A 26,192-nucleotide genomic window follows, 5' to 3' on the forward strand; every position below is an offset into this window, starting at 1 on the left:
CGAGCGATGGGGGATCGCGTGTCTGTCCGAACAACGAAAGCAGCACTGATCGAGCAGGGGCACTGGCTGACGGTGCAGGACTGCAAGAGGGTTCTGGTGGTCATCCACACCGTGACCTTCGCCCAGCGACTGCGCGAGGTCTTCGAACTCCTGGAGACCGACCTGCGCATTCAACTGGTCTTCACGGTCGCACCACATGCCTTCGGCAACGGAGTCACCGAGTTCCTGCGGAGTCTGGGCATCGCCACGGTGTCCTGGGAAGAGGCCCTAGAGGCCGAGTTCGACCTCGCGCTCGCGGCGGGCTCCCGCGGAGTACACGGACTGCGGACTCCGGTCGTACGCATCTCGCACGGGGCAGGGCAGATCAAACTGCTCACCGACGTAACCGCGCTGGCGCCAGGAGAGCGGAGGTTGCCCGGGATGCTGAGCCGCCAGCACCTGCTGCACGAGGGGCGGCTGGTTCCCGCGGCGATCGTCTATGCCCATGACCGGGATCTGGAGGAACTCGCCCGGTCCTGCCCGGAGGCGCTTGCGGTGGCTCATGTGATGGGCGATCCGTGCGTCGACCGGATCTCGGTCGGCAGGCCCAGGCGCGATTCCTATCGCCGTGCGCTGGGAATCGAGGACGGACAGCGACTCGTGGTCGTCACCTCCACCTGGGGACCGGCCTCGACGTTCGGGCGGCTCGACTCCCTGCTGCCGCAGCTGTTGAGTCAGCTGCCCGGCGACGGCTACCGGGTCGCGATGCTGGTCCACCCCAATGTGTTCTCGGGGCACGGCAGCCGACAGGTGCACGCCTGGCTGTCCTGTTGCCAGGACCGGGGGATCGCGGTCGTCCCGCCTGAGGCCGACTGGCAGGCGCTGTTGATCGCGGCCGACTGGATCATCGGGGACCACGGATCACTGACCGCCTATGGAACGCTCACGGACGCGACGATGCTGTTGACGGCCGGATACCGGCGTGAGGTGTCGGCCTGTTCTCCGGCGGCTCTGCTGTCCGCCGTCGCGCCGGTAATCGCTCCGGGGTACCCGCTGGCGGAGCAACTAGAGTACGCGGCACAGTCGCACAGCCCGGGACAGTACGACCAGGTCGTCGCCTCGCTGTCGTCGGCGCCGGGGCAGTTCCACCGACGGATGCGTTCGGTGGTCTACCGCATGCTCGGGCTGGGAGAACCGGCCCGTCCGCCGTTCGTCGCGCCGCCCCCGCTGCCGCCGTCCCTGACGCGGTGGGAGATTTCCACGGGCAGCGGGGCGGCGCTGTGAGCGACCGGCCCGCGAACCTCGAGCTGGATGCCGGGTGGGTCACGGTGTGCTTCCGCGCGGTACGGAACGGTTGGGTATCCCGTGGTGACGGCTTCGACGACCGGTCCTCCTTCGTCGTCTGGCGTTCGGATACGGCGCACGGCCCGGCTCTCGTCCGATCCGACCCGCTGCCCTCGTCGGCGGGGGATCGCCCCTATCCGTACCCGGCGGCCTGCCCGCACGCACTCGGTCCGCTTCCCTGCGACGTCCACCTGTGGGTGCACGCGGACGGCCCGAAACGGACAGAGCTCATGGAACACGCCGATGTGCTCGTGAGCCGCGTGCCCCTGCCGCCGGTGTCGGCTCACCGGCGGGTGCGCGAGTTGCTGGCGGGCCATCCCGGATGCCTTGCCGCCGCCGTACCTGATACAGCCCTGGTGTATGTGGTCGGGGTACGGGACCGGAAGGATGCCGTGTCGTTCGTACGGCCGGATCGGTGCGGATCCGATGCTCCGGTCCCACCGCAGGTGGTCGTCTCGGTCGTCCATGCCTGGGTGGTGTCCGGAGGATCGCCCCGCGCGCTGCGTTCCATCCTTCCGATGCCGAGTCGCTGAGCGGCGGGACGGCCGGCCGTGGCGGTCACGGCTGCCGCAGCCGGTCGTCCAGACGTTGTGCGTCCTCGGGGCTCAGGCGTCGGAAGAGATCCCGGGCGGCCTCGTAGTGGCGTACCGATTCGGCATGATCGCCACGTGACTCGGCGGCCTGCCCGAGCCATTCGAGGCAGCGTGCCTCCCAGTGCTCCGACCGGGCGTCGCCCGCCTGGAAGCGCGCGAACGCCTCCCACAATCGGCGGACGCCTCCGTCGCGGTCCCCGTCGCGGTCCCCGTCGCGGTCCAGGACATGGCCGAGAAGGGCCAGGACGCGGGTCGCCTCGTACGTCTCTCCCAGCGCGTCCAACTCGGCGTGGGCCCCGCGCAGTTGCTCGGCGGCGGTGGTCAGATCGCCGTCGGCCAGGGCGGTTTCGCCGAGGCGCCGCCGGGAAAGGGCGGCCCCACGCCGGTAGCCGATCGACTCCCTCAGCCGCAGGGCGTGCTCGAAGTGGTCGCGTGCCTCGTCGAGCCGGTGGGCCAGGAGACTGATGTGTCCCAATCCGCTTATGGCCTGCGCCTGTTGGCGTACGTCACGGTCCGCCGTGGCCATCTCCAGCGCCTGCCGGTACCAGTCGGCCGCCTCCGGGTACCGGCCGGCGTTGCGCAGACCGATCGCGCCGGAGGTGAGCATGCGGCCCTCTCCCTCCCTCGATCCGCTCCGGCGTGCGGCTTCGAGACCGAGTCGGTGTGCCTCGATCCACATCTCGGACGGACGCAACCGGAGAAAGAGGGGCCACATGAGGTCCGTCAGACGCCAACAGGAAAAGTCCCAGCCCGCCCGGGCCGAGTGCCGTACGGCCCCCATCAGTCCGTTGCGGTGCGTATCCAACCAGGTGAGCGCCTCCTCGGGACCGTCGAGTGGGGTCGGAGGCACGGTTCCCGCGGGGAGGTCGTGCCCCGGCAGCCGATGGCTGGGGGTGAGGATGCCCTCCGCCGAAGCCGCGGTGGACAGGCACCAGTCGACGAAGCGGCGCAGCGCGCGTTCGCGCCCGCCGGGGTCCTCCAGCTCCTTGCCGAGCCGACGGGCGTGCGGCTGGACGAGGTCATGGAATCGACAGGTGCCCGGACCCGTCTCCTCCAGGAGATTCGCCTCCACGAGCGCGTTGACGGCGATGTCGGCGGATTGCCCGGTCCCAGGCGATCCCTCCCCGTCGTCCGCGAGGCCGGTCAGGAACGCGAGGTCGTGGCGATCAGCGGGCAGCAGTCCCATCCGGCGGTAGAGCGCGCGGCTCTCGTGCGGGAGGACGTCGTACGACATGTCGAGTGCCGTACGCATCACGGACTCCCCGTCGACGCGCAGCGCGTCGACGACACCCCGGCCTCCGGACAGGCTGTCGGCCAGGGCGGACACGGAATGGTGGGGGCGCAGGGCGAGTTGGGCGGAGGCCAGGGCCACTGCCAGCGGCAGGCGGCCGCACAGTCTGACCACTTCGCGCGCGGCGGCCGGCTCCCGCGCCACGCGCGTCCCGCCGCCGACAGCGAGGAGTTCGACGGCCGCCCCGGCGGGAAGCCCCTCCAGCCGGTGCACGGACGCGCCGTCGACGCGCAGTCCGGTCAGGTTGTTTCTGCTGGTCACCATGGTGAGGCCGGTCGGGGTACCGAGCAGCAGCGGGCGTACCTGAGCCGCCGTGAACGCGCTGTCCAGAAGGACGGCCAGCCGTAGTCCCGCGGTCAACGAACGCCACAGCGCGCTCCGTTGTGCGATCCCGGCAGGCACCGAGGACGCGCCGAGCGCGACCAGGAAGGCTTCCAAGACGACGGCAGGGGAGAGGGGCCCGTCGGCGGTCCCTCCGCCCAGGTCGGCGTAGAACTGGCCGTCGGGAAAGCCGTCGGCGTGCTCGTACAACCAGTGGGCGGCGAAGGTGGTCTTCCCGACGCCCGCGAGCCCGCTGACCACCAGGATCTGGGGTGCGTGCGCCGGTCGCCGGGCACGCAGGGTGTCGACGGTCCGCCGGTCGGCCTCCCGGTCGAGGAACCGTGCGGTCACCGGAGGCAGTTGACGGGGCACGGGGAGGCGGGGCGGGGGAGCCGGGGAGGGCGGGTGGAAGTGGATGCCCCCGTGGATGTCCCGGGCCTGCACGCTGGGGCCGTGGAGCACGGAGTCGCCACTGATGACGTTGGCGGTCGCCGAAGCCGCGGGGCCGGGTGATGTGCGGGCGGGGCCGGGATGGTGGTGCAACCACTCGGTCAGCGCCTGCTGTGTCGCCGTGTCGCGCGAGGCCAACGCGTGGATCTCTTGGGCCAGTTCCCGCCAAGACGCCGCCGCGGTCGGCTGTCCCTGCGCGGTATACGGGGGCCAGAGACGGGTCACCGACGGGTCCGCGCAGGCCGCAGTGTCCACCACTCGGGCCAGATCGCGCCACGCGCGGGACTCTGGGTCGGCGTCGCAGGCGACCATCGCCGACAGCAATGTCTCCAGTCCGTCTGGGGAGAAATCACGCACGTGGGCAACCCCTTTCGCTTCTTCGGGAGTCACTCCCCGCTCCGGACAAGATGTGAACTAATGCGGCTATTTATCGGTCAACATTGGACTCATAGCGTTCTCCTGTGGTCGTAGGTGCCAGGGGCATGACACTCTCGAATGCTCGGCAATCGCAGGCGCTACCGGCGGGGAGGACGCTGGTGGAGTTCGAGATCAGGCTTTCGGGATCGGTGGAGCTTCGGGCAGAGGGCCGCCGTAGTGACCTGGGATCGACGAAAACGAGGATCGCGCTCGCCGCCCTCGCCTGGGACGCGGGCCGTACGGTGAGTGTCGACACCCTGATCCACCGCATCTGGGACGAGCATCCGCCCGGCAAGGCGAGGGAAGCGCTCCACACCCACATCTCGCGGATCCGGGGCTCCCTGCGGATCGCGGAGGGCGACGCCCCCGCGATCGTCAGCCGTACGAACTCCTACTCTCTGGAGGTCGACCCGGACCGGGTGGACCTGCGCTGCTACACGAACTGCGTCGAGCGAGCCCGTTCCCTCAGGGACAGCGGGGACGAGGAAGCCGCCCTGCGCTTGCTGGACCGGGCGGACGGGCTCTGGCACGGTGAACCGCTGGCCGGGATCAGCGGATCCTGGGCCGAGCATCTGCGCGCCGCCATCGGTGAGACCGGCCTGGTGGCCGCGGTGACCAGGGCGGAGATCCTCCTCGACGGAGGGAAGTTCACCGACGCCGTTCCCGTGCTCCTGCCGTTGGCCGAGGCACATCCGGTGGACGAGGCCCTGGCCGAACGACTGGCCGTCGCCCTGTACGGCAGCAACCGGACGGCCGAGGCGACCAGACTGCTCCAGCGAACGCGGCAGCGAGTCGTCCGTGACATCGGTCTCGACGCCGGCCGTGGGCTGCACCGGGTCCACCAGGGAATCCTGGCGGGGACGCCCGCGGCGACCCTGCTCTCCCGCGCCGGAACCGACGGGAAGACGGCTCCGCGGCCGACGCATCGGGTTCCGGATAATCTGCCGCGCGATGTTCCGTGGGCGGGACGGCGCGACGAACTGCGGCGGCTCACGGCGGCGCTCTGCGAGGGACGGGGAGCCTCGGACATCGTCACCGTCGAGGCCATTCATGGAATGGGGGGTGTGGGGAAAAGCGCCCTGGCCGTCCATCTGGCGCATCGATTACGGGACCGGTTCCCGGACGGGCGCATTTTCCTTCACCTGGGCGGGTGTTCCGCCGACCGCACACCGCCGACGCCGGCGCGGGCACTCACCGAACTGCTGCGGCTGCTGGGCCTGGCCACCAAGGAACTACCCCGCGAACTCGACGAGTTGGTCGCACTGTGGCGTTCGGTGGCGCGCGACCGCCGGATGCTGGTGATCCTCGACGACGCGACCTCCTCCGCCCAGATCCGTCCCCTGCTTCCAGGCGCCTCCCCGACAGCGGTTCTCGTGACCAGCCGCCGACGGCTGCCCGAACTGCCCGGAGTACGGCCGGTCTCCCTCGACGCGCTGCCGCCCGAGGACGCCGCGGCGCTCTTCTCGCAGCGGCTGGGGAGAGGGCGCGAGACCGATCCGTCGGACGTGGCGGAGATCGTCCGGATTTGCGGGAATCTCCCGCTGGCCATCGAGATCGCCGCGAGCCGATTGCTTGCCCGCGCCTCGTGGACCACGTCCGACCTGTTGCGGCAACTGGCCGGCAGCGGTGGCCATCTGGCCCAACTGCACGACATGGACAGGGCGTTGGCACCCGTCTTCGCAACCTCGTACGACGCTCTGAACGCCGAGCAGCAGCTCGTCTTCCGCCGCGTCGGGCTGCATGTGGGGGTGGCGTTCGGGCCACGGGCGATCGCCGCGCTCACAGGATTCTCCCTGGAAACGGCCGAAGGCGTACTAGAGGAACTTCTGGCTCATTACCTTGTGTCCGAGCCCACGCCACACCGTTTCACCATGCATGATCTTCTGCGCGACTACGCGCGATCGCTGATCGAAACCGGCGACATCGATTCCGAGAGTGATGTCCGACAGGCCGAACAACGCCTGGTGGATCACTACGTTCATTCCGCGGACCAGGCCGACCGGCTGGCCTATCCCTTCCGCTCGCGCACGGAACTCGACACCAGAGATCCTGCCACTCCACCATGTCCGGAAATCGTCGACGCGCAGTCGGCAGAACAGTGGCTGATCGCCGAATCGGCCAATCTTCTGGACACTCTGGACTGGCTTGTACACCATGGCACGGAACGTCAACTCGCCATTTCCGTTCATGTGTTGGCGGGATTCCTGGACATGGAGGGACACCTTGCCGCGGCCGAGCCGTTGCTGCGGCGCGCCGCAGCACATTGGAGCACCGCAGGTGACAGCGCGGCCAGAGCACGAGCTCTGCTCGACCTCTGCGCCGTGTACACCCACGGCTCCCGCTACGACGAGGCGATCTCGGCCGCGCGCGAGGCGCTCGACATCGCGCGTTCCCTGCGTGACCGGGTGCTGGAGAGCGAGTGCATCCACCAACTCTCGATCTCCCTGTGGCAGACGGGTCAGTACACGCTGGCCAGGTCGCTCCAGAAGGATTCCCTGAATTTCCTCTTGCAAACTGGAAACCTCCTCCAGATCGCACGCTGTCGAAACCTGCTGGGGATAACTCACCTCCATCTGTCCGAGAACGTAGAAGCGTTGGCATGCTTTACCTCGGCCCTGGCCGATTTCACGGCAATAGGAGACGAGCGGGGAAGGTATAGCGCGCTGAACAACGCGGCGGAACTCTACAAAAGAACAGAACGTCTGGAGGCTGCGGAAGCTGCTTACCGTCAGGCGATGGTCGTGGCGGATCGGATGGGAAATCCGAGAGACAAGGCCACGCTTCAAATGAATGTGGCATCCGTTATGGAAGCGTTCGGCCGAGCCGATGAAGCCCTCGCGTTGTACGGCACGGTGCTGCCGGTGCTGCAGGCCGTCGGAGACCGGCGTGCGGAGGCGATCGCGCTCACCCGAATGGGCAGGGCACACCGCACGGCCGGCCGCACGGAGGAGGCCCTGCGGCAGCATGTCGCCGCACTTGAGGTGGCACGTGCCATTCACGCGGCGGGTGAGGAGGTCGATGTGCTCTACGACTTGGCCCTGGCCGAACGGGATGCGGGCCGCACGTCTCAGGCCGTGGCCCACTTGGAGGCCAGCGTGGCGCTCAGCCGCCGTATGGGCGCTACCGCCGAGGAGGCCCGTGCCACGGGGGTGTTGGCGGCGCTTCGTGGCGAAGCCACTGCGTAGGAAATTCGGGGTTGGTGGGCCGGAGCGCAGGGATACACGCGTAAACCGGCGCGGAGTTCAGCTGTGTTGCCGTGAGTGTGCACACGTGTCCGAGTGAGGCGCTACTGTACTCACGTCCGAGGCACTGGCGCCGCCGCTCCTGGCTGGAGTTCTGCCTCGCCCGCGTTTCAGAGGTTGTCCGCCACTTCTTGAAAGACCGAAAGGTGCAAGGCTTCGTGAGACTCTTGATCGCCGCCGTGACACTGACGTGCATAGCATATGCAATCAGTAACGGATCCGGCCCGACCTACTTGAGCATGTGAACGACCCGGTGTCCGGTATCTGTTGCTCGTGGCTCGGTACCGGACACCGGCCCCCCGGATGTGGCCGACCGCGACCGCTCCAGTGAGCGGGCGGTTCTGAGACGATGGCGTTCCGATCCGTTCGACTCCGCTGGGCCACTGGGGGTACAGGCGTGGATCCGATCTCGGCGAGCCTTCTCGTGGCGGCGGCGACCGGGGCAGGTGGTGAGATGGGCCGGCAGCTCTGGGAAGCACTGCGCGGGTTGGTCCGGAGAAATCCCCTAGAGCAAGCCACGGGATTGCTGGGCCCGGCGACCGGGGAAGTTGAACTGGCCTCTTTGTCCGAGGCTCCCCATGATGTCGACCGAGCACGGGCACTCAGTGACGCCTTGAGTCGCAGAGCGGAACAAGACCCCTTGTTCCGCGCGAACTTGACGCAATGGCAGCAGGAGGCGCAGCTGCTGCGCACCGGAGACGGGGACACGACCAACACCATCAGCGGCGGCAATCAGAGCGCGCCGGTCGTACAGGGACGTGACTTCTCCGGGATCAACTTCAATGTCCCGGGCCAGGGGTAGCGCTCTCGACACCGGTTGGCCCCTCCGCAGGAGTACGGTTCGTTCGGTGTAGTCGGTGGGCAGATGAAACTGTGGGGCCTCGCGTCGGGCGACGCCTTACCTGTACCTGCCCACGCGGTTCAGGTTCTCCCGGCCGGGGGCGGCGAGCCCGGTGCGTCGATACCGCGTACTTGTCGTTCCTGAGCTTGGTCGTCGCTGGCTGGAGGAAGAGGGATCGTTTTCTGATTGTCGGGGTGCTGTTTTGCCGCTTGCCTGGATGCGGGCGATCAGGATCACGTTCGCATCACTGGCCTGGACGGATGCTTGGGGCTTCAGGCATGGAGGGTGGCTCTGGCAAAGGTGATCAGAGCTGGCGCCGCTTGCTACGATTTAAGGAAAGCCTTAAACTTGTAGTGCTGGCGTCGAGGGGAGCCGTCTTGAGTTGGGCGGTCGAGGTCACCGATGAGTACGCGGAATGGTTCAGGCAGATGATCAAGGAGATCTCGGCTCAGCCACTCAGGTCGCCCAGGCTGTTGCCGCCCTGCGTGAGACGGGTCCCACTCTGGGGCGCCCTCTCGTGGACCGGCTCAAGGGATCGGAACTGCATCACCTGAAGGAGCTACGGCCGGGATCGGGCGGTCGGTCCGAGATCCGGGTCATCTTCGCCTTCGACCCGACGCGTTCGGCCCTCTTGCTCCTCGGAGGCGACAAGGCTGGAAACTGGGAGCGCTGGTACCGCGACAACATTCCTCTGGCTGAGCAGCTCTACCGCGACTACACCGGCGACACGGATGATTGAGGAGTGGGTATGCCCAAGAAGGCCCCGCAGGACTGGGAGACCCTGGAGCAGGAGCTGTACTCGGCCGGCGTGGATCCTGCCGAGGTGGAAGCCGGATCGCGCCGCCTCCTGGCGGAAGCCCGTGGGCACCAACTGGCTGAGGCACGCAAGCAGTACGGGCTGGCGCAGAAGGATGTCGCGGCCCGCATGGGGGTGAGTATTGCCCGCGTGTCCCAGATTGAGCACGGCGAGGTCGCCACTCTCGATGTCGTCGCGCGCTATGTCGAGGCACTCGGCGGCCGACTGGACTTGGTTGCCGATTTCGGGGATCACACGGTGCGTATGCCAGCGAGCGGTGATCAGGGCAGCGCGGCAGCGTAGTTGGCTGCACAGGCTTCCGGATGGCGCTGTGCGTCGAACCCAACAGCATTCTTCGGGGAAAGGCAGGCTGAGAGCTTCCCTGCTCGAATCTCACCATGCGCCGCGTGAATCCGCAGGTCAGCGCTGCACTGCGGCATGACACGTGGTGCGCGTGTGGCCTCCGTCAAGCCCTCGTGCCCTCCGCGTGCCCAATCTTCGGGTGCATAGCGGTGCGAAAAGGCCAAGAGGGGTAACGGCAAAAGTACAAGCCCCAGGCCGCTGACCTGGGGCTTTCGTAAGAGCGGGTGACGAGAATCGAACTCGCACTCTCAGCTTGGGAAGCGACGGCGCTTGGGGAGCTATATCGCTGCTGACCTGGTCATACGCCGTTTGAGCAGCCACGGGTCAGGGACCGTGGGAGCCGCTGTTGACCGTGGTTTACCGGTCTTATGGGCACGCTCTGGGCACGGAGTCAGCGCGGAGGCGTGTAGAGCCCCTTCCGGCAGCTGACGAACCACCGAGCCCTGGGAACGAGCGCTCGCCGGAAGGGCGCGGTTGCGAGAGCACACGGAGCGACCCCTCTCGGTAGTGCTCACCGGTAGGCGTCGTTTCCCAGGCTCATGTGTCCTGCATGCGCCCGCGTGGCTACGTGCGCGGCGGCGCCGTGCTCCCTCGAATCACGAGCTGGGTCGGTACGACCACATCGTGCTCGGTCTCTTTGCCGCCCAGGATGCTCAGCAGCATCCGCCCCGCCAACTCCCCCTGCTCCCGTACTGGTTGCCGCACGGTCGTCAGGTCCGTCAGCTCGGCCACGGGATGGTCGTCGATGCCGATGACGGACAGGTCGTCGGGGATCCGCAGGCCCGCCCGGCGCAGGGTGCGGATCGCGCCGAGGGCGACCTCGTCGGAGTGGGCGTAGACGGCGGTGGGCGGCTCGGGCTGGCTGAGGAGCTTGGCCATGGCGTCGGCGCCCTGGTCGCCGCCCCAGTCGACGGTGACGACGAGACGCTCGTCGAGGGGGATGCCCGCGGCGTCCAGCGCGGCGTAGTAGGCGTGGGAGCGGCCCGAGGGCTGGACCTCGTCCGGCTGGTCGGGGTCGACCGCCGCGATCATCGCGATCCGGCGGTGGCCCAGGAAGAGCAGGTGGTCCATGGCCTGGCGGCCCGCCGTCTCGTCGTCGATCGAGACGTTCGGATACGGCGCGTGCTGGCCGCCCGCCGCGATGACCGTGACGCCCATCAGCTCAAGGCGCCGCTGCTCCTCCTCCCCGACCGGGAAGGCCAACACGACCACCGCGTCGACCTTCCGTCGCGCCGGGAGCCGGTGGAAGAAGTCGTGCCGGTCCTCGATGCCGTCCACGTGATAGAGCAGTACGTCGAGGTCGGCCGCGCGGAGTACCGACTCCAGCCCCTCCAGTAGCGCCGCGAAGAACCACCGGGAGATGTGCGGTACGACCACCGCGACGCGGCCCGTGTCGCCGCCGGCCAGGCGTGACGCCTCGGGGGAGACGACGTAGGAGAGCTCCTCCGCGACCGCGAGCACCCGTCGCCGTGTGGACTCCGCGACGCCGCTCTCGTTGTTGAGCGCGCGGGAGGCGGTGGCCATCGAGACACCGGCCGCGCGGGCCACGTCCGCCATGTTGATCTTCTGGGAGCTCTGCGCCATGCCGGAAGGCTAACCCATTTCTGGAAACGCTTCCATGATTCTCGGAAGGGTTTCCGAAGCCTTCCGAGGTGGCGATTACCGGCAGGTAGGTCCATCTCATCGTTTCAGCACGTCAAATGCATGTTGCGGGTTCGTTACTTGACAGGCCCCTCGAGGGCCCTCGGTCTTTCGGCAACGGAAACGCTTCCGAAACCCGCTTCGTACTCCCTGCGGCCCGGACCGAGAAGCACACCGATCTCTGTCTGCCGACCACGCCTGGAACCGGCAGCTGCATGGATGCGAGGAGGCATCATGCCTGAGCAGCACCCCACCTCCCCCGCCAGAAGCGCCGGCCGCCGTCTGCGGGCCCCGCTGGCGGCCGTGGCCGCCGCGTCCGCGCTGGTCACCCTGGCCGCGTGCAGCGGCCCCGGCTCCGACTCCGGCTCCTCGGCGAACGCGACCCCGACCGCCGTGAACACCGCCGTCGGTGACACCCCGGCGACCCTGACCCTGTTCTCCGCGGCCGGTCTGGAGACCTACGAGCAGGGGCTGGCCGATGCCTTCACGGCCAAGTACCCGAAGATCAAGGTCAAGCTGCGGGTCGAGGCGGACAACAACTACAACACCGTGCTGCCGAGGCTGCTGGCCTCCGACTCCACGCCCGACATCGTCCAGCCGAGCGACCTCCTCGGCGGCGTGAAGGACGACCTGCTCACCAACCTCGACGCCTACGACAAGGCGTACGGCTGGAGCGACAAGGTCCCGGCCTCCGCGCTCGCCCCGGGCCGGGTGTCGGATGGTGTGATCGGTTCGGGCCCGCTGTACCAGGCGGGCGGCTCGGCCGGCCCCCTCGTCGGCGTCTTCTACAACAAGGAGCTGGCCGCCAAGGTCGGCATGAAGGCCGTGCCCGCCTCCGTCGCTGAGCTCGAAGACGTGATGGCCAAGGCGAAGAAGTCCGGGATCACCCCGATCGTCGCCTCCAACCAGGACGGACTGATCGGCCACCTCTACAGCCTGCTCCTCGGCGACTACATGGGCGCCGACAAGCTGAGCGACATCGTGTACCACCAGCCGGGCGCCACCCTGGACACCCCGGCGGCGGTGCAGGCCACCGAGACCCTCCAGAAGTGGATCAAGGCGGGCTACTTCGCCTCCGACGTCAACGCCCTCAACCAGGAGGCGTCGTACGGCCAGTTCACCGGGGGCAAGGGCCTGTTCTTCTTCCAGGGCAGCTGGATCACGCAGACCATCGACAAGAACTTCAAGGGCAAGTACGGCGTCTTCCCGATGCCGCCGGCCGAGGAGGGCGGCAAGTACGCGGGCATGACCAGCAACACGCTCGCCTTCTCGATCGCCGCCAAGTCGAAGAACAAGGACGCCGCCGGCCTCTTCCTGGACTTCCTCACCACGCCGGAGGCGGCGAAGGTCGCGGTCGACAGCGGATACGCGGCGCTGACCTCCGGCGCGTCGGAGGCGGCCGAGCCCTCGCTCTCCGGCACGCTGACCGAGCAGATCCAGACCGGCTACGCCGCCATCGCCGCCGACAACGGCTTCGACAGCTGGCTGCAGAACTCCGCCCCGGCCGTCAACACCAAGCTGAACCAGCAGCTCCAGCTCCTGGTCTCCGGCAAGGTCGAGCCCGCCGCGATGGTCAAGACCCTTCAGGCCACCTACGCTGACGCCCTCAAGAGCAGCTGAGCACCATGTCCTCGACCCGACCGACCAAGGAGGGCGCCGTCGCCGCCCGGAGCCGCCGCAGGCTCCGGGCCCGCCGGTGGGCCGGCTGGCTCTTCGCCCTCCCCGCCCTCGCCTTCTACGGCGTCTTCAACTTCTACCCGGTCCTGCTGTCGATCCAGTACTCCTTCTACGACTGGGACGGCATCGGAGCCTCCACCTGGGTGGGCCTGGAGAACTACACCGACGTCTTCACCGACTCGGAGCAGTTCACCACCCTGCTCCACGCCTTCTACCTGATCCTCTTCTTCACCGTCCTGCCGGTGACCCTCGCCCTGATCACCGCCTCCGTACTACGGCAGTTGGAGGGCCGCTTCACCGGCGCCCTGGCCCGCACCCTCCTGTTCCTGCCGCAGATCATCCCGGGCGCCGCCGCAGGTGTGGCCTGGACGTGGATGTACTCCGAGAACGGCGTGGTCAACCAACTCCTGCGCGCCGTCGGCCTCGACGACGTCGCCCGCCCCTGGCTGGCGGACTTCACCTGGGCCCTGACCGCGGTCGGCTTCATCGGCACCTGGCTGTCCACCGGACTGTGCACGATGCTGCTCCTGGCCGGCATCGGAAAGATCGACGGCAGCCTGTACGAGGCCGCCCGCATCGACGGCGCCGGACCGATCCGCCAGTTCTTCGCGGTCACCCTGCCCGGCCTGCGCAACGAGATCGGCGTCTGCGTCACCATCACGATCATCGCCGCCCTCGCCAGCTTCGACGTCGTCTACCTCGCCACCCAGGGCGGCCCCGGCACCCAGACCATGGTCCCCGGCGTCGCCGTCTACACCCTGGCCTTCAACGACAGCCGCCTCGGCGCGGCCTCCGCCCTCGCCGTCGTCCTCGCCCTGATCGTCATCGCGGTCGTCGTCCCGCTCCAGCGCCTGTTCCGGGAGAAGTGACCATGCCCGAACGCACGCAGACACAGACCGTACGGTCACTGCGCCGCCGCGCCCCCGGACTCATCCTCATCACGGCCGCCGCGCTCTACTCGATCGTCCCGCTGCTGAGCATGGTCAGCGCCGCCCTCGCACCCCAGGGAACCTTCCCCTCGGGCCTGAGCTGGCCGACCGACCCGCACTGGCACAACTTCGTCGACGCCTGGAACGTCGCCAACATCACGACCCTGCTGAAGTCCAGCACGCTCATCGTGCTCGGGGTGGTCCCGGTCGCGGTCCTGATCGCGACGATGGCGGCGTACGCGATCGCCGTACTGGAGATCCCACTGGGCAGGATCTTCTACATCGTCCTGGTCATGACGCTGACCCTGCCGTACGAGATCGTGATCGTCCCGCTCTACGAACAGACCAAGGCGATGGGCCTGTTGGGCACCCAGTGGGCGCTGATCCTCCCACTCATCGGGATGAACATGCCGTTCGCGGTGTTCTGGATGCGGGCGCACTTCGCCGGCGTACCGAAGGAACTGAACGAGGCGGCGGGCATGGACGGAGCAGGCCCCTGGCGCGCCCTGTTCCACATCCACCTGCCCCTGGCCCGCCCGGCGATCGCCTCCCTGGCGCTGCTGATGTTCCTGTCCACCTGGAACCAGTTCCTGCTGGCCCTGGTGCTGATCGACGACCCCGACAAGCGCACGATGGCCGGCGCGCTGCAGGCGTTCACCACCAAGTACGCCACCGACCAGGTGCTGTTGAACGCCGGCGCTCTGCTGATCATGGCCCCCACGATCCTCGTGTTCCTGTTCCTGCAACGCCACTTCGTCAAGGCGCTGCTCCAGGGCTCGGTCAAGGGCTGACCCCCACCCCCACCACTCTTCAGAAACAGTCAGGACCGAGCACCATGAGCAACCCGACCCCCACCACACCGCGCTCCGACGCCGATGCCGACTGGTGGCGCAGGGCCGCCATCTACCAGGTCTACATACGCAGCTTCGCCGACGGCGACGGTGACGGCACCGGCGACATCGCGGGCCTGCGCTCCCGCCTCCAGTACCTCGCCTACCTCGGCATCGACGCGATCTGGATCAACCCCTGGTACCCGTCCCCGCTCGCCGACGGCGGCTACGACGTCTCCGACTACCGGGACATCCACCCCGCGTACGGCACCCTCGACGAGGCGAAGCAGCTGATCGGGGAGGCGCATGAGCTGGGCCTGCGGGTGATTCTGGACATCGTCCCGAACCACACCTCCGACCAACACGCCTGGTTCCAGGAGGCGTTGGCGGCGGCGCCCGGCTCACCGGAACGCGACCGGTTCATCTTCCGCGACGGCAAGGGCGAGGACGGCAGCGAGCCCCCCAACGACTGGCACGCGGCCTTCGGCGGCCCCACCTGGACCCGCACCCCCGACGGCCAGTGGTACCTCCACCTCTTCGCCCCCGAACAGCCCGACCTCAACTGGGACAACCCCGAGGTCCGCGCCGAGTTCGAGTCGATCCTGCGCTTCTGGTTCGACCTGGGCGTCGACGGCTTCCGCATCGACGTCGCCCACGGCATGATCAAGGACCCGGCGCTCCCGGACCTCGGCCTGACCGAGTTCTCGGTCCTGACGGGGGAGGGCCAGCAGGACCACCCGCACTGGGACCGCGAGGGCCTGCACGACATCTTCCGCAGCTGGCGGGCCATCGCCGACAGCTACCCCGACCCGCGCGTCTTCGTCGCCGAGGCCCACGTCCGCCCGAGCCGCATGCCGGAGTACCTCCGGCCGGACCAGCTCCACACGGCCTTCAACTTCGACTTCCTCAAGTGCCCCTTGGACGCGGGCAAGTTGCGCGAGGTCATCGACCGCAGCATCACCAGCCTCGCCGCCGTCGGAGCCCCCGCCACCTGGGTGTTGTCCAACCACGACGAGACCCGCCACGTCACCCGTTACGGCCGCGCCGACACCGGCGTCCAGGCCCTGTTCCGGGACAAGCCCATCCCCACCGACCTCGCCCTCGGTACCCGCCGCGCCCGCGCCGCCGCCCTCCTGATGTTCGCCCTGCCCGGCGGCGCGTACGTCTACCAGGGCGAGGAGTTGGGCCTCTACGAGGTCGAGGACATCCCGGAGTCGATGTTGCAGGACCCCATCTGGGAACGCACCGGCCACACCATCCGAGGCCGCGACGGCTGCCGCGTTCCCCTCCCCTGGACCGGCGGCACCCCGCCCTTCGGCTTCAGCACCTCCCCTTCCGCCACCCCCTGGCTGCCCCAGCCCGAGGGCTGGAAGACGTACACCGCCGAAGCCAACCAGTCAGACCCCACCTCGATGCTCCAGTTCTACCGCGCCGCCCTGCGCCTGCGCCGCACCCACCCCGGCCTGCACGGTGAGCACTTCCGCTGGCTGGACAGCCCGGCCGACACGCTCCTCTTCGAACGGGGCGAGGGCCTCCTGTGCGCGGTCAACCTCTCCGACCGCCCGATCCCGCTCCCCGAAGACACCAGCCCCATCATGGCCTCGGGCCGCCTGACCGAGGACGGCCTGCTGCCGCCGAACACCACGGTCCTGCTCCAGCGCGACTGACCGAGACACCCCGGTCCACCAGGGCCTGTCCGGTACTACTCCCCGCCTACCGGACAGGCCCTGGTCCAATCCTGGGCGGCCGAACCCGCCTCTCGACCCCCAAGAGCAAGAGGCTGCCCAGCATCGCAGGCAGGAACGAGTGGCTCCGAAGGCGCGATGGGCGACCCTTCCACCTGCATGCCGACCATGACTGACAGAAGGAGGTTGCTGTCGGACCCGACATCACGTTGGACAGCACAGAGGCCCGGTCGATGACCTGGGCCTTTGTCATGGAGCGGGTGACGAGAATCGAACTCGCACTCACAGCTTGGGAAGCGACGGCGCTTGGGCGGGCTCCCGGGCTCTGACCAGCGCAGATGCCTGGCCCTTGAGGTGATCGTGTGGGCCGGATTGCACCGCTGTTGACCGTGGTTTGCCGGTCTTGAGGGCACGCCGTGGGCACGCAGTCGCGTCGGAGGCATGGAGTCCCTCTTGACGGCCGACGAGCGGCCGAGCCCTGGAAGCGAGAGCTGGTCCTGCGGAAACTCCTCTCGGTAGTTCTCACGGATCAACGCCGTTTCCCGGGCTCATGTGCCCTGGATGTGCCCTCGACCCGCTACGGGTGAAGGTCCTGGAGCCGGCCGGTGTTCGCTCCCCTCGGCGGGTCAGCCCAGGTTGGTGACTGCATCGTCGGCCGCACGGTGGTTGCCGCCGGACCCCGAGGGCCGTTGTCGCGGACCTCGCGCGAGAACGTAGAAGAACAGGACGGCCATGACCACCGCGCCGGTCCACATGGCCTGTCGCCAGCCGTCGACGAAGGACTCCTGGGCTGCTCGGATCAGTGCCTGCGCCTGGGGGCCGGCGACTTCGCCGGCGGCCGTGAGGGTGTTGGCGACGCCCTCACGGGCGGTGTCGGCGGCGTCGTCCGGCACTCCGTCGAGCCGGGAGTCGATGGCGCTGCGGTAGCCGGCGGTCAGGACCGCTCCGAGCAGCGCGACACCGAGCGCCGTGCCGAGTTCCCGGGTGACGTCGTTGAGTGCGGACGCGACACCTTGGCGTTCCCGCGGCAGAGCGGTGGTGATGGCCTCGGTGGACGGCGTCATCGTCAGACCCATGCCTGCTCCCATGACGAGCATGCCGGGGAGCACCGAGAGGTAGCCGCCGTCGACGGAGACGAAGGTGGCCATGAGGACTATCCCGGCGCAGCTCAGGAAGATCCCCGAGGCCATCGTCGAGCGGCTGCCGACGCGCACGGCAGCCCGCGGGGCGAGGCCGGAGGCGGCCATCATCAGCAGCGCCATCGGCATGAGCGCCAGGGTGGAGCGAAGGCCGGACCAGCCGAGCACCGCCTGGAAGTACGGGAAGAGGACCACGAAGATCCCTGCCTGCACGCCGAACACCGTCAGGAGCGACACGGAACCGCTCGCGAGACCGAGCTCGCGGAACAGGCGGACGTCGAGGAGCGGAGCCTGTCGGCGCAGTTCCCATGCCACGAATCCGGCAGCGGCGATGACGCCGACGAGGAGGCTCAACAGCGTCGCGGGCGCGGTCCAGCCTCGTGCGGGACCCTCGTGGAGGAAGAGGACGAGCCCGACCACCGCGACCACGGACGACAGCGAACCGACGGTGTCGAACCCGTGCACCGACGCCTCGCGAGAGTCCGGGACGAACCGCAGCGCCATGACGACGGCGACGGCGACGAGTACGACCGGAAGGACGAAGAGCCACCGCCAGCTCGCCAGGTCGACCAGGAGGGCCGACAGGTACATCCCCAGGATGCCGCCACCGCCGGCGACCCCGGTCCACACGCCGATCGCCTTGGAGCGTTCTTCGTCCGGGAAGGTCGAGGTGATGACGGCGAGGGTGACCGGCATGACCATCGACGCGCCCACGCCGCTCAGGAAGCGCGCGGCGAGCATGATCTCGGACGACGTGGCGAGGCCGGCCGCCGCACTCGCCGTTCCGAAGACGAGCAGGCCCGCGAGCAGCACCGGCCTGCGGCCCCACCGGTCGCCCAGCGCGCCGAGCGGCAGGAGCAGCGCGGCCAGAGTGACGGCGTAGATGTTGATGAACCACAGGACCTCGGTCTGCGAGGCGGCGAAGGCGACGGCGAGTTCCGACTGGGCGACGTTCAGCCCGGACACCGAGGCGATGACCGCCATGAGCGCGATGCAGACCCCGGCCAGGATCGTGCGTCGTTGTCGCGGGTCCTGGATGGTCGGGTCGGGGGCTGCCGCGACCGAGGGCCGGTTCGTGCTCATGGGAATCCTTTCAGGAAGGCAGGGGGAATCGGCGCCGGAGCCGGGGCCCTGGCGTTGTGGGACGGTGGGGCTAACGGCGTCGGGTGGCGCGCACGACGACGACGTGGAGGGGGACCGCTCGGCCCCCGTGGCCGGTGAGCGTGCGGCGGTGCTCTTCGGCGGTGACGATCTCCCACTCCGCGCCGTCCAGGCGCGCGGTGACGGCCGCCGAGGTGGCCGATGCCTCCGCGGGTGGGTGGTGCCCGTGGCCGGCGGAGCCCGAGGTGTGCAGGTGCCCCACGATGAGCAGCGTGCCGCCGGGAGCCACCCATCCGGCGATGCGGTCGTAGAACTCCAGCTGAGGCATGGCCGGGTGGGCGTAGTGGGTCATGACCAGGTCGAACCGCTCGTCCGGGCGCCAGGTGCCCAGATCCGCCTCGACCCACCGCAGGCGCTCGGCGCCGCTGCTCGTCGCCGCCCGCTCGGCAGCGCGAGCAAGGGCCTCGGACGAGATGTCGGCCGCGGTGACGGACCAGCCGTGGGAGGCGAGCCAGATCGCCTCGGCACCGCCGCCGCATCCCGCATCCAGCGCGGTTCCCGGCGCGAGGCCACCGGCCTCACGGGCGAGGTAGGGATTCGGCGGGTTGCCACCCATGGAAGCCGGGCCGTCGGCTCGCCCTTGCCGCCAGTGCCGCTCCCAGAAGTCCTTGTCGAAGTCGGATACGTACGTCACCATCCGCCCTTCTCGTTCGCGACGGTCTCTCCGACTCTCCGAGCGGGTGTGTTCCTCGGTCGTCGGTTGGTTCCGCACCGTGCCGCAGGAGAGGGCGGATGTGCAATCGTTGTTGCCGAATGGCAAAATCGGAGGGTGGACGAAGCCATTGACCGCACTCTTGACGCCGTCGGACCGAGACTGAAGCGCCTTCGGCTGCGTCGCGAGGTCACGCTCGCCGACCTCGCGGCGGAGACCGGCATCTCTGCCAGCACCTTGTCCCGGCTCGAGGCGGGCCTGCGCCGTCCGACGCTCGAGCAACTGCTTCCGCTCGCTCGCGCCTACGGGGTCACGCTCGACGAGCTCGTCGATGCGCCGCCGACCGGTGACCCCCGTATCAACATGCGTCCCATCCCCTGCAGCGACGGGTCGGTCATCCTGCCGCTCACCCGCAGGCCCGGAGGAATCCAGGCGTACAAGTTCGTCCTCCCGACCGGAAGCGACGAGACCGAACCCGACCTGCGCACCCACGAGGGCTACGACTGGGTGTACGTCCTCAACGGAACGCTCCGCCTCGTTCTCGGGGAACGCGATCTCGTCCTCAGGCCCGGGGAGGCCGCGGAGTTCGACACGCGCACCCCGCACTGGTTCGGCGCCACCGGCGCCGGTCCCGTCGAGTACCTGAGCCTCATCGGCCGACAAGGTGAACGCACGCACGTCCGGGCAGCACCGAGACCCGGCCCGGCCGAGTAGGAAGGCCGCACTCGGCCACGACTACTGACGCGGCGGCGCAGTGCTCCCCCGAATGACGAGCCGGGTCGGCACGACGACGTCCGGTTCGGTCTCCTCGCCGCCCAGGATGCCCAGCAGCATCCGCCCCGCCGACTCCCCCCTGTTCCCCACCGGTTGCCGCACAGTCGTCAGGTCCGTCGGCTCGGCCACGGGATGGTCGTCGATGCCGATGACGGACAGCTCGTCGGGGTTCCGCAGCCCCGCCCGGAGCAGGGTGCGGAGCGCGCCGAGAGCGGCCTCGTCAGAGTGGGCGTATACGGCGGTGGGCGGTTCGGGCCGGCTGAGGAGTTTGGCCATGGCGTCGACATCCTGGCACCGCCACTGCCCACGCTGAGCCTTGCGGCGCGCGGCCGATCGAGGTCCGTACCCCACGCGTGGAGACACACACTCATCCCAGGCGCACCGACACGGAAGCCGAACCCCATGACGTACCCCTCTCCCCAGGATCGGTCTGGCATCACGACAGGGCCTGCGAGGGCAGCTCGGCAGTCCGATGGAGGACGGCGACTCATACATTAATCCAGTACATGGACTAGCCTTGGTACATGTCCATGAAGCGCACGAACGTCTACGCCGACCCCGAAGACCTGGCGATCATCAAGGAGGCGGCCAAGCGGCGGGGCATAAGCGAGGCCGAGATCATCCGTCAGGGGATCCATCTCGCGGCCATGGCGAACCGGGTCTGGGACGAACCGCTCTTCTCGCGGACGTTCGAGGGGCCGGGGCGTACGCCGTCCAAGGGTGAAGTCCGTGACGCGGTCACCGATGCGGTCCGCCGCGAGACGGACTCCGGATCCGCCGCGTGATCATCGTCATCGCGGATACGTCCGGTCTCCTGGCCGCTCTCGACTCGACGCACCCGGAGCACGGAGCGGCGAACGAGGCGATCATGGCGGCCGGTCTCCTGGTCATGTCCCCGCTCCTGCTGGCGGAACTCGACCACGTGGCCACGCGCGAGTTGGGGCGCGAGGCCGCCCTGAGCGCGGTCGACGACCTGCGGCGCTGGATGAGCCGGGGCCGGGTCGTGATGCCGGAGATCACGGAGGACCACTTGGGCGCCGCGCAGTCCGTCCGAGTCCGCTACGGCGCGCTCGACCTGGACCTCGCCGACGCGGTGAACGTGGCGCTGGCCGCCGACTACGACACCGACGCGATCCTCACCCTCGACCGCCGGGACTTCCGGGCCGTACGTCCGCTGGGCCGCCACAAGGCGTTCCGGGTGCTGCCCGACGACCTCCCGCTCTGACACGAGATCCTCTGCGGTCAAGCACCTGCACTTACAAGGGACTTGTGTCCCTGACTGCCGAAGTGCGATACAGGGTGGCGTCCGGCGCAGGGCCGCAGGCGAAACGCCGAAACTGCTTACCAACAAACAAGCCCCAGGTCGCTGACCTGGGGCTTCGAAAAGAGCGGGTGACGAGAATCGAACTCGCACTCTCAGCTTGGGAAGCGACGGCGCTTGACCGGGGACATGGCTTCTGACCTGGGTGTACAGCGCTTTCGGTGCAGCTTCACGGAGTGGTTTCGCACCGCTGTTTACCGTGGTTGTCCGGTCTTATGGGCACGGCTTGGGCACAGGACGCATCCAGGGCCCCGATCGCGGTCGCCGACAAGCCCGAACCATCGTGCCGCGTCCTGCTTCATCGGGCGGCCGGAACCGGGCATTGCAGTCGCGATGGAGAGGGGCAGGTGCGTGCCGGTTCAGTTGATGATGCTGTGGAAGAAGAGCACGGCCATGGCACCGGAGCCGCACCCTGCCATGGCGCAGGTGGCGAGGTCGTTGCCGGTGAAGAACGTGAGGATCCCTGCACCGACACCGCTCAGTACTCCCAGGAGCAGGATGACAGCGGCCCGCAGCGTCAGCAGTGGGGTGCCGGAAGGATCGCGGTCGGCTGGGTTCACGGTGTGGTTCTCCATAGGTGGCGGCTGAGGTCTCGACGGGGCAGATGGGTCACGAGGGGCGTTCCTCGACGCCCTGTTGTTCGAGCTATAGGGACTCCGGTGGGGCGGGTGTGACGCCGTTTTTCAAGGTGGCCAAGATTTTTTTGAAATTCGCGTCACAGCCGGGCAACCGCCTGCCCTACAAGTGGAGTAGCTGGCTGCGGTGTCGCGGAGGGGACCGCGTAGCGACATCGCGCAGGGAGGTCGGATGAGGAGCGAGGCGTCCGGCAGCGTGTCGCGTCGCCAGCCTCAACTGGTCATGGATCCGACGACGTCGTCCGCTTCGATGGCGCTGGCCGATGTCATCCCCGGAGGCACCCTCAACCTCGAAAGTCTGACGGGGAGTTCCCCCGACCAGACCTCACGTCTCCTGGCCGATCGCGAACTGTTCGCCGAGCTCAAGAGCGACGGCTTCGTCGGCGTGCGGTACGAGATCTTCTGCAATGAACTGGCAGCGTACGGGCGGCCAGTGATGCGCCGATGGCTCATCACCGGCGAGATCTACCGGCGTTGCGCTGAACGCAACCGTCCTGTCAAAGGATGGGAGGAACTGCGCGAACTACTCCGGGAAGACATGGACGCGCGGGAGCAGTTGGCACACGACGCTGTCGCGGCCGGCTTGCAGCACTTCCACCGGCACGCGCTGAGCGGTGGACGCTGGGATCCGGAAGGCGGCGCCTCGCTGAGGAGCTACTTCGTCGGAGCGATCATCCTGGTCTTCAAGGACACGCATGCCCGGTGGGCCCGTGAGTACCAACACCGTCAGAGAGAGGTACTGGGAGGGACCGGTGCCGACATCGACACCTGGCTTCCGCTAGAGGAGGTCGGTGCCGACGTGGAGGGGGATGTCGTCGGCGAAGACATTGTGGCCGAATTCCTCAGCACCCTGGAGGAGACGAACAGGCGGATTGTCGAGCTGCGGATCGAGGGCCACGGACCTGCCGAGATCGCGTCGAGGCTTGCTTTGCCCGCGGACCGTGTGAGAGCACGCCTGTACCGCTTGCGCCGTGCCTTGCGTGGAAACCAATTGTGGGAGGAGGTCCAGCCATGACCGCAGTGCGACGTCGCCTGGACCCTGGGCTGGTGGACCGCGCAGAGGAGAGCGCGCGGCAGAGCTCGGACGCCGAAGACGCACAGCTCACCCGCACCGGCATTCGGCAGATCCAGGCTGCCGACGGCGACTGGAGCGCGCTTCCGGAAGACAGCCCTGGGCACCGGACGGGCCGGTTTCTGGATGCCTTGGACCGCTCCTCCGTCGGCAGTCGTGAAGTGCGTACGCACCAGAACCTGGACGTCTCGCCGGAGCGTGCCACGGACGCGCTCGTCAACTTGTATCGGAGCCACTACCGCTCTCTGGTAACGCTTGCGGCTCTCCTCCTCGACGACACCACCTCTTGTGAGGACGTCGTTCAAGAGGCGTTCATTCGGGTGCACTCCGGTAACAGGCGGACGCGTGACCCGGAGAAGGTCCTCACACAACTGCGGCAGACGGTTGTGAACCTTTCGCGCTCGGTACTGCGCCGACGCCTCCTCGGCCTGAAGCTGCTGTCCAAGCCGATGCCTGACATGGCGAGCGCCGAGGAGGGCGCATATGACCAGTTGGAGCGAGATTCGCTCATCAGGGCGATGAAGTCCCTTCAGCGCAGGCAGCGGGAGGTCTTGGTGCTGTGCTACTTCGTCGATATGACGGAGGCCCAGGTCGCGGAGACGCTGGGCATCAGCCTCGGAGCGGTCAAGGCGTACAGATCCCGCGGGATCGCCAGCCTGCGCGTGGCCATGGAGAGCCCGGCCTAGTCCGGTTGCTCAGGCGAGATGGTTCGCCGCTTTGTCCCGCTGGTGGGGCGACGCCCGACATGCCCGGATGGGGTCACCAACACGCTTTCTGAATATTCGTCTGGGGTTCGGGAGGGATCAGGAGGGTCCTGATCTGCGGTGGAGTGGAGTTAGGGGCAGATGACGGACGGCGCTGGACGGGGATGAATGCGTATGAGCGACTCTCCGTGACCGGACAGCCTTTGCTCAGCTCGCTGGCGGGCGGAGATCCGACCGTGAGGGGTCCGTGTGCAGGGCCGTACGCAGGACGGAGGCGGCCTGGCTGATGGCGGCGTCGGCGGCGTGGGTGCCGCGCAGGGCGTCGAGCATGACGAAGCCGTTGGTGACGCCGGCGTAGCGGACGGAGAGAACGGGGACCCCGGCGGTGCGCAGGGCACCGGCGTACGCTTCGCCCTCGTCGCGCAGGCAGTCGGCTTCGGCGGTGATGACGGTGGCCGGCGGCAGCAGGGCCAGTTCGTCCGGGCTGGTGCGCAGTGGTGCGGCGACGGGGTCGAGGCGGGCGTCCGGGTCGGGGCAGTACTGGTCCCAGAAGTCGCGGTATCCCTGGGCGCGCAGAGCGTAGCCGACGGCGAACTGCTGGTAGGAGCCGGTGTCGAAGGTGGTGTCGGTGGCGGGGTAGAACAGCAGCTGGTGGGTGAAGTCTACGCCTCCTCGGCGGGCGGCGAGCAGGGTGAGGCCGCAGGCGATGGTGGCGCCCATCTGGTCTCCTCCGACGGCCAGGGGGGCCTGGGCCTGCTTGGTCAGCCAGGTGGCGACCTTCCAGCACTCCTCCAGGGCGGTGGGGAACTTGGCCTCGGGGGAGAGGGTGTATTCAGGGAAGGCGACGGCGATGTGTGCGCCGACGGCGAGTTCGCGGACCAGGCGGTCGTGGGTGGCGGCGCTGCCCATGACCCAGCCGCCGCCGTGGACGAACAGCAGGGTAGGCAGCGGGCCGGTCACCCCTGGTGGGCGGACCATACGGACGGGGACGTCGTCGACGAGCAGCCATTCCTCCTCCACGTCGGGGCGTGGGGTGGGGCGGGCCTGGAGTTCGTCGAGCATGCGGCGCTTCTCCGAGGGCGGCACCGTGTACAGGTAGGGGATGACCTCGCCGGCCTCCACAAACGCCTGGGCCTCGGGCTCGAGGGGGAGGTCCAGCGGGTTGGCATTGCTCATCAGCGCCATGCCTTCGCGGCCAGCTGCCACTGTCTCGGTGTCATGCCGTAAGCCTCCCGGAAGACGCGGCTGAAGTGCGATGCGCTGACGAACCCCCAGGTGTAGGCCAGGTCGCGGACGCTGGTGTCGCGCGGGTCGTACTTGGCCAGCTCCAGGCGGCAGCGTTCCAGGCGGGCGCGCAGGATGAAGCGGGCCACCGTGGTGTCCTCGCCGGCGAATACCTTGTGCAGGTAGCGCAGTGAGACGTGGTGGGCGGTGGCGATCAGTTCCGGCGTGAGGTCGGGGCGGTCGAGGTGGGCGAGGATGAACGCCTTCACGCGCAGGACGAAGGTGTGGCGGGCGGCGTCGTCGCTGGGCATCTCGCGCAGGGCTTCGCCGACCAGGGTGGTCAGGATGTCGGTGACCTCGCCGACAAGCTTGTCGCGGGTCTGCGGGTGCAGCCGGGCGCCCTGGTGGGACAGTCGGGTCAGGAACGGGACGAGGAACGCCGACAGGGCGTGGTTCTGCCGCAGCGGGGTGCCGGTCAGCCGGGTCAGGTCCGTTTCCGACAGGCCGAGCGCGGACTTGGGGAACAGAAAGACCCGGGTGACGAACGCGGTCGGGGTCTCGATGTCGTAGGGGCGGGCGGAGTCGATCAGGGTGAAGTCGCCCTGTTCCAGGAACACCTCCCGGCCGTTCTGTTCGAGTCGGCTGCGGCCGGAGTCGAGGAAGGCCAACTGCAGGTTTTCGCCGGGGTCTTCGGCGATGTGCCGCCAGGTGCGGCGGGCTACGAACGGGCGTCCCTGCGGCTGGGTGACCACCAGGATGTGGGCGAATTGTTCGAAGCGGGGTTCGGGCCACGACGGCGGTAACGGATCGTTCGTCTCCCGCCGGTCCAACAGCGGCAGCGTGGCGGTCGGCTCTTCCATGCCTCCGGCTCCTGTCCCGACTGGGCCGACGCCACCGTAGCGTGACCACTGCCGCACGTTGGCGGCGTCTCCGGCATCTCACCGCACAGGGCAGGTGGCGGCGCCGGTGTGAGCGGGCGTCGCCATCGCCCGCCGGCATCGGCGGCGGCGCTGCGGATTCCCCAGTCTCCATCACAGCACGGGTTCGGCAGGCGGATTGCCTGTGCGTGCACGGGTATCGCCGCGGACAGGCAGACGTCCGGTTGTGCTGC

21 protein-coding genes and 1 pseudogene are annotated in these 26,192 nt (G+C 68.5%); 14 read left to right on the forward strand and 8 right to left on the reverse strand.

Features of this window, described 5'->3' with window-relative positions; all coding sequences use genetic code 11:
• Positions 1–6 precede the first annotated feature (6 nt).
• Positions 7–1,263, forward strand: coding sequence for a hypothetical protein (locus AC5DRG_RS28395; RefSeq protein ID WP_491802278.1), 1,257 nt, complete (start codon positions 7–9; stop codon positions 1,261–1,263).
• 618 nt (positions 1,264–1,881) lie between these two features.
• Here the strand turns inward: AC5DRG_RS28395 and AC5DRG_RS28400 are convergent.
• On the reverse strand, positions 1,882–4,335 hold the full coding sequence (locus tag AC5DRG_RS28400; RefSeq protein WP_491802279.1) for a tetratricopeptide repeat protein: 2,454 nt from the start codon (positions 4,333–4,335) through the stop codon (positions 1,882–1,884).
• A 179-nt stretch (positions 4,336–4,514) separates the two neighbouring features.
• Here AC5DRG_RS28400 and AC5DRG_RS28405 point away from each other — a divergent pair, with 179 nt between their 5' ends.
• The 4 genes and pseudogenes from AC5DRG_RS28405 (at position 4,515) to AC5DRG_RS28420 (ending at position 9,577) form a co-directional block, all read left to right on the forward strand.
• Entirely contained in the window at positions 4,515–7,580 is a 3,066-nt protein-coding gene (locus AC5DRG_RS28405) for an AfsR/SARP family transcriptional regulator (protein ID WP_491802280.1), read from the forward strand.
• A 712-nt stretch (positions 7,581–8,292) separates the two neighbouring features.
• Positions 8,293–8,439 carry a hypothetical protein gene (locus tag AC5DRG_RS28410; protein WP_491802281.1) on the forward strand — a complete coding sequence of 49 codons (147 nt, stop codon included), beginning with the start codon at positions 8,293–8,295 and terminating at the stop codon, positions 8,437–8,439.
• Positions 8,440–8,906: 467 nt separating this feature from the next.
• Positions 8,907–9,217: pseudogene (locus AC5DRG_RS28415) on the forward strand (type II toxin-antitoxin system RelE/ParE family toxin).
• 9 nt (positions 9,218–9,226) lie between these two features.
• On the forward strand, positions 9,227–9,577 hold the full coding sequence (locus AC5DRG_RS28420) for a helix-turn-helix domain-containing protein (RefSeq protein WP_491802282.1): 351 nt from the start codon (positions 9,227–9,229) through the stop codon (positions 9,575–9,577).
• A 624-nt stretch (positions 9,578–10,201) separates the two neighbouring features.
• Here the strand turns inward: AC5DRG_RS28420 and AC5DRG_RS28425 are convergent.
• Entirely contained in the window at positions 10,202–11,221 is a 1,020-nt protein-coding gene (locus tag AC5DRG_RS28425) for a LacI family DNA-binding transcriptional regulator (protein ID WP_491802283.1), read from the reverse strand.
• A gap of 291 nt (positions 11,222–11,512) precedes the next feature.
• On the opposite strand from AC5DRG_RS28425, the gene AC5DRG_RS28430 reads away from it, so the two are divergent.
• Genes AC5DRG_RS28430 through AC5DRG_RS28445 form a run of 4 tightly spaced genes read left to right on the forward strand, consistent with a single transcriptional unit; the run spans position 11,513 to position 16,381 of the window.
• Positions 11,513–12,898: an ABC transporter substrate-binding protein gene (locus AC5DRG_RS28430; protein WP_491802284.1), complete on the forward strand. Its 1,386-nt coding sequence runs from the start codon at positions 11,513–11,515 to the stop codon at positions 12,896–12,898.
• A 5-nt stretch (positions 12,899–12,903) separates the two neighbouring features.
• The gene (locus AC5DRG_RS28435; protein WP_491802285.1) at positions 12,904–13,824 is read left to right on the forward strand and encodes a carbohydrate ABC transporter permease; all 921 of its coding nucleotides are present in this window, start codon (positions 12,904–12,906) and stop codon (positions 13,822–13,824) included.
• 2 nt (positions 13,825–13,826) lie between these two features.
• On the forward strand, positions 13,827–14,675 hold the full coding sequence (locus AC5DRG_RS28440; RefSeq protein ID WP_491802286.1) for a carbohydrate ABC transporter permease: 849 nt from the start codon (positions 13,827–13,829) through the stop codon (positions 14,673–14,675).
• Between the two features lie 44 nt (positions 14,676–14,719).
• Positions 14,720–16,381: a glycoside hydrolase family 13 protein gene (locus AC5DRG_RS28445; RefSeq protein ID WP_491802287.1), complete on the forward strand. Its 1,662-nt coding sequence runs from the start codon at positions 14,720–14,722 to the stop codon at positions 16,379–16,381.
• Positions 16,382–17,025: 644 nt separating this feature from the next.
• On the opposite strand, the gene AC5DRG_RS28450 is transcribed toward AC5DRG_RS28445, so the two are convergent.
• The gene (locus tag AC5DRG_RS28450; protein WP_491802288.1) at positions 17,026–18,621 is read right to left on the reverse strand and encodes an MFS transporter; all 1,596 of its coding nucleotides are present in this window, start codon (positions 18,619–18,621) and stop codon (positions 17,026–17,028) included.
• A gap of 70 nt (positions 18,622–18,691) precedes the next feature.
• Complete coding sequence (locus tag AC5DRG_RS28455; protein ID WP_491802289.1) at positions 18,692–19,336, reverse strand: class I SAM-dependent methyltransferase; 645 nt, start codon at positions 19,334–19,336, stop codon at positions 18,692–18,694.
• A gap of 132 nt (positions 19,337–19,468) precedes the next feature.
• Here AC5DRG_RS28455 and AC5DRG_RS28460 point away from each other — a divergent pair, with 132 nt between their 5' ends.
• Positions 19,469–20,065 (forward strand): helix-turn-helix domain-containing protein, encoded by a 597-nt coding sequence (locus tag AC5DRG_RS28460; RefSeq protein WP_491802290.1) that lies wholly within the window; start codon positions 19,469–19,471, stop codon positions 20,063–20,065.
• Positions 20,066–20,086: 21 nt separating this feature from the next.
• Here AC5DRG_RS28460 and AC5DRG_RS28465 read toward each other — a convergent pair whose 3' ends face one another.
• Positions 20,087–20,401, reverse strand: coding sequence for a substrate-binding domain-containing protein (locus AC5DRG_RS28465; RefSeq protein ID WP_491802291.1), 315 nt, complete (start codon positions 20,399–20,401; stop codon positions 20,087–20,089).
• 248 nt (positions 20,402–20,649) lie between these two features.
• Here AC5DRG_RS28465 and AC5DRG_RS28470 point away from each other — a divergent pair, with 248 nt between their 5' ends.
• Positions 20,650–20,910, forward strand: a complete 261-nt coding sequence (locus AC5DRG_RS28470; RefSeq protein ID WP_491802292.1) for a ribbon-helix-helix domain-containing protein — start codon at positions 20,650–20,652, stop codon at positions 20,908–20,910.
• A complete protein-coding gene (locus AC5DRG_RS28475; protein WP_491802293.1) occupies positions 20,907–21,350 on the forward strand; it encodes a PIN domain-containing protein in 444 nt (147 codons plus the stop codon). The genes AC5DRG_RS28470 and AC5DRG_RS28475 overlap by 4 nt, the downstream gene beginning before the upstream one ends.
• Positions 21,351–21,805: 455 nt before the next feature.
• On the opposite strand, the gene AC5DRG_RS28480 is transcribed toward AC5DRG_RS28475, so the two are convergent.
• Positions 21,806–22,006, reverse strand: a complete 201-nt coding sequence (locus AC5DRG_RS28480; RefSeq protein ID WP_491802294.1) for a hypothetical protein — start codon at positions 22,004–22,006, stop codon at positions 21,806–21,808.
• Positions 22,007–22,253: 247 nt separating this feature from the next.
• On the opposite strand from AC5DRG_RS28480, the gene AC5DRG_RS28485 reads away from it, so the two are divergent.
• Both AC5DRG_RS28485 and AC5DRG_RS28490 read left to right on the forward strand, forming a co-directional pair.
• Entirely contained in the window at positions 22,254–23,096 is an 843-nt protein-coding gene (locus AC5DRG_RS28485; protein WP_491802295.1) for a sigma factor-like helix-turn-helix DNA-binding protein, read from the forward strand.
• A gap of 218 nt (positions 23,097–23,314) precedes the next feature.
• Positions 23,315–23,839: a SigE family RNA polymerase sigma factor gene (locus tag AC5DRG_RS28490; RefSeq protein WP_491813182.1), complete on the forward strand. Its 525-nt coding sequence runs from the start codon at positions 23,315–23,317 to the stop codon at positions 23,837–23,839.
• 225 nt (positions 23,840–24,064) lie between these two features.
• Here the strand turns inward: AC5DRG_RS28490 and AC5DRG_RS28495 are convergent, their stop codons facing one another.
• Together AC5DRG_RS28495 and AC5DRG_RS28500 are read right to left on the reverse strand one after the other, a co-directional pair.
• The gene (locus tag AC5DRG_RS28495; protein WP_491802296.1) at positions 24,065–25,033 is read right to left on the reverse strand and encodes an alpha/beta hydrolase; all 969 of its coding nucleotides are present in this window, start codon (positions 25,031–25,033) and stop codon (positions 24,065–24,067) included.
• Positions 25,033–25,941, reverse strand: coding sequence for a helix-turn-helix domain-containing protein (locus AC5DRG_RS28500; protein WP_405536125.1), 909 nt, complete (start codon positions 25,939–25,941; stop codon positions 25,033–25,035). The genes AC5DRG_RS28495 and AC5DRG_RS28500 overlap by 1 nt, the downstream gene beginning before the upstream one ends.
• Between the last annotated feature and the right edge of the window lie 251 nt (positions 25,942–26,192).

The organism is Streptomyces sp. JLBG701 (genome assembly GCF_058544905.1).

Coding starts and splice junctions, on each gene's coding strand:
- AC5DRG_RS28395 (WP_491802278.1), top strand. CDS start 7: ATGGGGGATCGCGTGTCTGTCCGAACAACGAAAGCAGCACTGATCGAG.
- AC5DRG_RS28420 (WP_491802282.1), top strand. CDS start 9,227: ATGCCCAAGAAGGCCCCGCAGGACTGGGAGACCCTGGAGCAGGAGCTG.
- AC5DRG_RS28425 (WP_491802283.1), bottom strand. CDS start 11,221: ATGGCGCAGAGCTCCCAGAAGATCAACATGGCGGACGTGGCCCGCGCG.
- AC5DRG_RS28430 (WP_491802284.1), top strand. CDS start 11,513: ATGCCTGAGCAGCACCCCACCTCCCCCGCCAGAAGCGCCGGCCGCCGT.
- AC5DRG_RS28435 (WP_491802285.1), top strand. CDS start 12,904: ATGTCCTCGACCCGACCGACCAAGGAGGGCGCCGTCGCCGCCCGGAGC.
- AC5DRG_RS28440 (WP_491802286.1), top strand. CDS start 13,827: ATGCCCGAACGCACGCAGACACAGACCGTACGGTCACTGCGCCGCCGC.
- AC5DRG_RS28445 (WP_491802287.1), top strand. CDS start 14,720: ATGAGCAACCCGACCCCCACCACACCGCGCTCCGACGCCGATGCCGAC.
- AC5DRG_RS28450 (WP_491802288.1), bottom strand. CDS start 18,621: ATGAGCACGAACCGGCCCTCGGTCGCGGCAGCCCCCGACCCGACCATC.
- AC5DRG_RS28455 (WP_491802289.1), bottom strand. CDS start 19,336: ATGGTGACGTACGTATCCGACTTCGACAAGGACTTCTGGGAGCGGCAC.
- AC5DRG_RS28465 (WP_491802291.1), bottom strand. CDS start 20,401: ATGGCCAAACTCCTCAGCCGGCCCGAACCGCCCACCGCCGTATACGCC.
- AC5DRG_RS28470 (WP_491802292.1), top strand. CDS start 20,650: ATGTCCATGAAGCGCACGAACGTCTACGCCGACCCCGAAGACCTGGCG.
- AC5DRG_RS28485 (WP_491802295.1), top strand. CDS start 22,254: ATGAGGAGCGAGGCGTCCGGCAGCGTGTCGCGTCGCCAGCCTCAACTG.
- AC5DRG_RS28495 (WP_491802296.1), bottom strand. CDS start 25,033: ATGAGCAATGCCAACCCGCTGGACCTCCCCCTCGAGCCCGAGGCCCAG.
- AC5DRG_RS28500 (WP_405536125.1), bottom strand. CDS start 25,941: ATGGAAGAGCCGACCGCCACGCTGCCGCTGTTGGACCGGCGGGAGACG.